This window comes from Brevundimonas sp. (genome assembly GCF_031082345.1).
In the GTDB taxonomy this organism is placed as follows: Bacteria; Pseudomonadota; Alphaproteobacteria; order Caulobacterales; family Caulobacteraceae; genus Brevundimonas.
Map to the genome: position 1 here is coordinate 1 of NZ_JAVHLH010000149.1, position 7,097 is coordinate 7,097.

The following is a 7,097-nucleotide window of genomic DNA, read 5'->3' on the forward strand; positions in this document are numbered from 1 at the left end:
CGTCCGCCGCCGCCGCCGCCGTCTTCGCGGTGCTGGGGCTGGGCGCGATCGACATCCTGATCCTGCTGCCCATCCTGATGGGCGTGGTCGGGGCCTTGTTCGGCTTCTTCATGGCGGCCATCGGCCTGTTCGTCGGCGGCGGCGTGATCATGGTCGCCGGTCCGTTCGCCGGCTTCCCCGGCGGCGTCTTCACTGCGGTCCTCGCCGGCCTCGGCATGATGGCCGGCGCCACGGCGCTCGCCGCCCTGACCGCCATCGCCACCGTCCTGCTGGTCAATGCGACCGTCTGGTACGCCCGCCTGCACTACCGGCTGCTGAAGCCGGCCCTTGAACCCCAAGCCCAGGCCTGAGGAGAGATCCGCATGATCCGCACCCTTCTGATCATCACCGGCGCCAGCCTGGTGCTCTGCGTCGCCGCCCTCGCCGGAGCCGCCGCCATCGGCGGCCAGGACATGGCCCGCCACGGCTGGACCTGGACCTTCCGCGACCACGTCGGAGTCCGCCGCGAGGAGTCTGTCACCTTCAAGCGGGTCGACAGCGGCCCCCGCGTCACCCGCACCCTCGCCTGGGACGGCAGCGACCGTCTGGACATCGAGGTCAACGCCGATGTCACCTACGTCCAGGGCGACGCGGCCTCGGTCGAGATTGTCGGCCCCCGCGACCAGGTCGAAGGCCTGCGCCTCCGCGGCGGCCGGCTGACCTTCAACGACGACGACGACACCGAGGTCGTGGTGTTCGGCTGGCGCAACCACGACCGGCTGCAGATCACGGTGACCGCCCCCTCGGTCCGCACGTTCGGCCTGTCCAGCTCGGGCGATTTGAGCATCCGCGAGTACGACCAGCCCGACCTCATGGTCCGCATCACCGGTTCGGGCGATGTCGACGCCTCCGGACGCACCGAGACCGTCGAGCTCGACATCCATGGCTCGGGCGAGGCCGACCTCTCGGGGCTCGAGACCCGGGACGCCGACGTCGAGATTTCCGGCTCGGGAGAGGCGGCCGTCGGGCCGACCGGCGCCGCCCGGATCACCATCTCCGGCTCCGGCGACGTCGACCTGACGCAACGGCCGGCCAGCCTGATCCAGAACGTGTCCGGTTCGGGCGACGTCAATCAGCGCTGACAACCAGGGCGAGGCCGGTGACTTCGCCGGCCTCGCATCCTATCTGAACGGCATGACCCTTCACGTTCAGCCGCCCGCCATCCTCGAATCCGCCGACGTCAGCCCGGACGAGGCCCTCTCCATCCTCCAGGACGCGCTGACCGGAGCCGACGACGGGGAGCTGTTCCTCGAACGCTCCGAATCCGAATCGCTGGTGTTCGACGACGGCCGCCTCAAGTCCGCGGCCTATGACGCCACCGAAGGCTTCGGCCTGCGGGTGGTGGTGGGCGAGACCGCCGGCTACGCCCACGCCAACGAGATCAGCGGTCCCGCCATTCGCCGCGCCGCCGACAGCGCCGCCCTCGCCAAGGCCGGCCACGCGGGGGTGACGGCCGAGGCGCCCCGCGCCACCAATCAGAAACTCTACGAGGCCGTCGACCCCCTCGCCTCGCCCGCCTTCTCCGACAAGATCGCCCTGCTCTCGGAAATCGACGCCTGGGCCCGCGCCCGCGATCCGCGCGTGGTGCAGGTCTCGGCCAGTCTGGTCGGCGAGCGCCGCAATATCGAGATCCTGCGCGGCGACGGCCGCCGCGTCTCCGACCTGCGCCCGCTGGTGCGCCTCAATGTCTCGGTCACGGTGGAGAAGGACGGCCGCCGCGAGAGCGCCTCCTCGGGGGCCGGCGGCCGGGCCGGCTTCGAGACCTGGATCGCGCCGGACCGCTGGCAATGGCAGGTCGACGAGGCCCTGAGGCAGGCGCTGGTCAATCTGGAGGCCGTCGACTGCCCGGCCGGCGAGATGGACGTGGTCCTCGGCGCCGGCTGGCCCGGCGTCCTGCTGCACGAGGCCATCGGCCACGGCTTCGAGGGCGATTTCCACCGCAAGGGCTCGTCGGTGTTCTCGGGCAAGATGGGCCAGCGCGTCGCCGCCCCGGGCGTGACCGTGGTCGACGACGGCTCCATCGCCGGCCGCCGCGGCTCGCTGAGCATCGACGACGAGGGCACCCCGACCTCGCGCACCGTGCTGATCGAGGACGGCATCATGGTCGGGCTGATGCATGACCGGCTGTCGGCGCGTCAGCTGGGCGCCCGCGCCACCGGCAACGGCCGGCGCCAGTCCTTCGCCCACATGCCGATGCCGCGCATGACCAACACCTTCATGGAAGGCGGCAAGGACAAGCAGGCAGACATGATCGCCTCGACGAAGCGCGGCCTCTATGCGGCCAATTTCGGCGGCGGCCAGGTCGACATCACCAACGGCAAATTCGTCTTCCAGTGCACCGAGGCCTACCTGATCGAGGACGGCAAGATCACCGCGCCCGTGCGCGGCGCCACCCTGATCGGCGACGGGGCCACGGCCCTGCAAAGGGTGGAGATGATCGGCGACGACTTCGCCTTTGATCCCGGCGTCGGCGTCTGCGGCAAGGCCGGCCAGGGCGTCCCGGTCGGCATCGGCCAGCCCAGCCTCAAGATCGGCGGCCTGACGGTCGGCGGAACGGCGGTTTGACCCTACGTCCGGAAATGACGCAGGCGCATGGCAGTCTGCCGACATGGAACGGATCGCCGGTGCCGACGAAGTATACGAGGTAGACGAGTTAGACTCCTTTTTCGGAGTCTACCTCGTCGACGTCTGGCGCGACCGCCGCCGGCGCTTCGGCCCTCCACTCGGGCCCGTCCACCTCGAAACCGCGCGCCTCCAGTCCGTCCAGCACGCCGCCCTCTTCCGCCAGCAGCCGGATCGGGGCCACGCCCATGGTGACGCCGGGCGAGATCAGCGCCGTCTCGATCGCCGCCGCCCACTGCTGATGCAACTGGGGCGCGATCTCGGGGTCGCCCCACGGCCAGCACTGGTTCAGGGCCCGGTCGATCGGCGAGGCGACCACCTCGGCCACCCGCCGGGCGCGCCAGTCCTCGGCCCGTTCGCGCGCCGCGTCCGGCCCCTGTTCGGCGGCGGCGATGGCCGCCTCGACGCAGGGGACGTGGGCCGACTGGGGCGCCTCGATCAGGCTGTCGATCAGCTCGTCGCCGCGCACCGTGCCGACCGGCCGGGTCTCGACGCGGGCCCGGCGGGCGGCGCGGCGGACCACGTCCATGGCGTCGTCGCCGCCCCGGCGGCCGGTGTAGCCGGCCTTGTCCTGCATCAGGTCGAAGCCGAGGATCAGCAGGCTCCTGGTGCGCCAATCCTGATTGCGCTCGCCGGCCATGACCGCGTCCAGCCGCGCCTGCCAGTCCGGCGTCAGCCAGTCGGCGCTGGTCTGTCCGCGCGGCATCCGGGCGATGGTGCGGATGCGCCAGATGACGCGCAGAAGGTCGGTCACCGAGGCGCGGCCTTCCTGGGGCGTCAGAATCTGCTGCGACCGGGCGGCGGCGGCCTCGAGGTCGTCCGGTCGCCATTCGAGGTCGCGCGGGATGCCGGTGATGGCGCCGACCAGGATCAGGGTGCTGTCGCCCCGGCTGACCGTCCACATCGGCGCGCCCGAGCGCCGGGCCAGCACCACCACCTCCTCGATGGTCGTGGCCTCCGGCTCCTGCGGCGTCTGCGCCACGGCCGATTGCGGCGCGGACCCCAGCAGACACAGGGCAAAAGATAGAGCGAACAATGATCTCACGATTACCTGCCGTCTCTAGTATTAAAGAATAAATGGAAGCCTCGATAAGAACACGAGCATGACATTCCTGTAATGCTGTCTGCTTTTTAATCCACCTTGCCGTCTTGTAACTGGAGCTGTCCGCGTCAGGACGCCACACCTTCGTCACACGACGAGGGGACCCCTGCAATGACCAAGACCATCCTTCTGGCCACGACCGCCATCCTGTTCACCGGAGGCGTGGCCGCGGCCCAGACCTCGTCGGACGGGCCCGACCCGCAGGTCGCCCAGGCCCCGGTTCCGGTCAACGGTCAGGACGCCCAGATCGATTCGGTCCAGCAGGGCGTGCTGGTCTTCACCCCCGACTTCTTCGCCGACCAGCGGCCCAACACCGCGCTGGACATGGTGTCCCGGGTGCCCGGCTTCTCGATCAACGACGGCTCGGGCAGCCGCGGCTTCGAGGGCGCCGTCGGCAACATCCTGATCAACAACGCCCGCCCCGCCTCCAAGAACGACACCGGCTCCAACGTCCTGTCGCGCACCGCAGCCAGCCAGGTCGAGCGCATCGAGCTGATCCGCGGCGGCGCTCCCGGCATCGACATGCAGGGCTATTCGGTCGTCGTGAACGTGATCCTGAAGACCGAGAACACCCGCCAGTCGATCCTCACCGCCAGCGGCTTCTTCTTCGACGGCGGCCGGGACCAGTTCGCCGGCTCCTACCAGTTCTCCGCCCGCGAGGGCGAGCGCACCTGGGGGGTCACCCTCAGCGACGGCGTGTCGATGAGCGACTCAAACGGCGTCGGCCCCGTGATCCGCACCGACGCCAACGGCGTCGTCATCCGCGAGGAGGATTACTTCAATGACGCCTGGGGCGGCGGCCAGTCGGTGCGCGGCAACTTCGCCACCCCGCTCTACGGCGGCAAGATCGACCTGACCGCCCGCTATGGGGTCAACGACTACCACAACATCAATCTGCAGACCGCCACCGACGTCCGCCGCGAAAGCCTGTTCGACAACGATGGCGACGGCGGCGAGTTCGGCGCCGTCTACAGCCGCCCGCTCAGCGACCGGCTGAAGATGGAGACGCGGCTGATCCACCAGTGGAACAGCTTCGAATCGGTCTCGACCTCGCGCACCCGCCTCGCCGGCGTCGACAGCCCCGAACAGCGCTTCACCGGGATCGGCGACTCGTCCGAGTCGATCCTGCGCGGCCTGGTGCGGTTCGAGCGCTCGCCGGCCCTGACATTCGAGACCGGCGCTGAGGTGGCCTACAACATGCTGGAGGTCGACCAGGCCTTCACCGTCGGCGGGGTCCCGATCCCGTTGCCGTCCGCCTCGGTCAAGGTCGAGGAGACCCGCGGCGAGGCCTTCGGCAAGGCGACGTGGCGGGTGCAGCCCAAGCTGACCCTGGAAGGCGGCCTGCGGCTGGAAAGCTCGACCATCAGCCAGTCCGGCGACGCCGACCAGGAGAAGAGCTTCTTCTTCGCCAAACCACGCTTCCTCGCCACCTGGACGCCGATGGCGAACAACCAGGTCCGGGTGCGCTTCGAACGCGAGGTCGGCCAGCTGGACTTCGGCGATTTCGCGGCCTCGGCCGATCTCGAGGACGAGAACGTGTTCGGCGGCAACGTCGATCTGGAGCCCGAGCAGCGCTGGATCAGCGAACTGATCTACGAGCGCCGCTTCTGGGGCGACGGCATCGTCAGCGTCGGCCTGCGCCACGATGAGATCACCGACGCCCTCGACGTGATCCCGCTGGACATGGGCCTGTCCGCGGTCGGCAACATCGGCGACGGCACCCTGGACCAGCTGGCCCTGACCATCGCCATCCCGACCGACAAGCTGGGCGTGTCCGGCGGCATGTTCCGCTTCCGCAACACCTGGAACCACACCGAGGTCACCGATCCGACCACCGGCGAAATTCGCCCGATCTCCAACGTCCGGCCGAGGCAGGCGGTGATCTCCTGGGAGCAGGACATCACCAGCTGGAAGCTGCAGTACGGCGGAGCCTTCCTCCCGCTGCTGGGGCAGAAGAGCTTCGATCCGGACCAGACCTCGGGCTGGCGCGGGCATGACTATTTCGAGGTCTGGGCCGAGTACAAGCCGACCGAAACCCTGTCGATCCGGGCCCAGCTCAACATCTGGAACGACTTCGATATCGAGCGCACGATCTACGCCGACCGCACGCCCGCGCGCCCGATCGCCTATGTCGAGCGGCGTCACATTGACCCGCGGACCTTCTTCCAGGTCCGGGTGCGCAAGACCTTCTGATCAGGGCTGATCGGCGCGGTGGACGACGACGCCGTCGACCACCGTCAGCACGGCCCGGCCCTTCGGGATGTCGGCCTCGGGCGCGGTCATCAGGTCGACGTCGAAGGCGGTGAAGTCGGCCCGCTTGCCGACCTCGATCGTGCCCAGTTCGTCCTCACGGAAGCTGGCGTACGCCGGCCAGAGGGTGAACATCTTCAGGGCCGTCTGGCGGTCGACCGCCTCCTGCGGCCGCCAGTCGGGGCCCTGGAAGCCCTGCAGATCGCGGCGGGCGACGGCGGCGTAGAACTCGATCAGCGGCGCGCCGCGCTCGACCGGGGCGTCGGAACCGCCGACCACGACGACGCCGAGGTCGGCCAGGCTGTGCCAGGCGTAGGCTCCGTCCAGCCGGGCGTCGCCGAGGCGGGCCGGGGCGAAATGCAGGTCGCCGATGGCGTGGCTGGGCTGCATCGAGGCGATGATCGGCAGGTCGACGAACCAGTGGTAATCCGAAGGCCGCAGGATCTGGGCGTGCTCGATGCGCCAGCGCACGTCGGCGCCGTTCGGGCGATCCTCCGGCCCGACGCCGGCGAGCGCCTGCTGGTACCATTCCGCCACCGAGGCGTTGCCGCGATCGCCGATGGCGTGGGTGGCGACCTGGATGCCGCCGCGCAGGGCCGCCTGGTACAGCGGCACGATCTCCTGTTCGGTGATCTGCATCAGGCCGGTGGTGTCGGGTCGGTCGGCATAGGGCTCGAACAGGGCCGCGCCGCGTGAGCCGAGCGCCCCGTCAGCGTAGTATTTGATCGCCCGGGTGATGATCCGGCCGTCGGCGACGCTGCGCGGGCCGCCGGAGATCAGTTCGGCGGCGCCGTCGGGGGTGATGCTGTTGTAGACGCGGATCGGAGCCTCGCCGGCCTCGGCCATGGCCTCCATCAGGGGTACGTCCTTCCACGGGGCGCTCATGAAGTGGAGGCCGGTCCAGCCGTAGGCGGCCTCGACGCGGAAGCCGGCGCGATAGGCGTCGCGCGTCGACTGCGGATTGGCCCGCGGCATCAGATCGGCGACCAGCTGCTCGGCGGCGTCGACCAGCATGCCGGTGGGTTCGCCGTGGTCGTCCTTGAGGATCTCGCCGCCGACGGGAGCGACCGTGTCGGCGGTGATG

The 7,097-nt window shown here is 69.7% G+C and carries 5 protein-coding genes and 1 pseudogene; 4 read left to right on the top strand and 2 right to left on the bottom strand.

The genetic code is table 11. The features are described from left to right. From RDU12_RS10270 to tldD, 3 genes and pseudogenes are all read left to right on the top strand, one after another. Positions 1 to 350 (top strand): annotated as a pseudogene (locus RDU12_RS10270) (hypothetical protein); the annotation flags it as partial. Positions 351 to 362: 12 nt separating this feature from the next. Continuing rightward, on the top strand, positions 363 to 1,121 hold the full coding sequence (locus tag RDU12_RS10275) for a GIN domain-containing protein (protein ID WP_300291533.1): 759 nt from the start codon (positions 363 to 365) through the stop codon (positions 1,119 to 1,121). Positions 1,122 to 1,173: 52 nt separating this feature from the next. After that, a complete protein-coding gene (gene tldD / locus RDU12_RS10280) occupies positions 1,174 to 2,604 on the top strand; it encodes a metalloprotease TldD (protein WP_300291531.1) in 1,431 nt (476 codons plus the stop codon). Positions 2,605 to 2,692: 88 nt separating this feature from the next. On the opposite strand, the gene RDU12_RS10285 is transcribed toward tldD, so the two are convergent. Then, on the bottom strand, positions 2,693 to 3,643 hold the full coding sequence (locus RDU12_RS10285) for a TraB/GumN family protein (protein WP_308684563.1): 951 nt from the start codon (positions 3,641 to 3,643) through the stop codon (positions 2,693 to 2,695). Positions 3,644 to 3,874: 231 nt separating this feature from the next. Here RDU12_RS10285 and RDU12_RS10290 point away from each other — a divergent pair, with 231 nt between their 5' ends. Beyond that, positions 3,875 to 5,956 carry a TonB-dependent siderophore receptor gene (locus RDU12_RS10290; RefSeq protein WP_300292112.1) on the top strand — a complete coding sequence of 694 codons (2,082 nt, stop codon included), beginning with the start codon at positions 3,875 to 3,877 and terminating at the stop codon, positions 5,954 to 5,956. On the opposite strand, the gene RDU12_RS10295 is transcribed toward RDU12_RS10290, so the two are convergent. Then, on the bottom strand, positions 5,957 to 7,097 hold a 1,141-nt coding region (locus RDU12_RS10295; protein ID WP_308684564.1), incomplete at its 5' end, for an amidohydrolase family protein. It abuts the gene before it with no gap.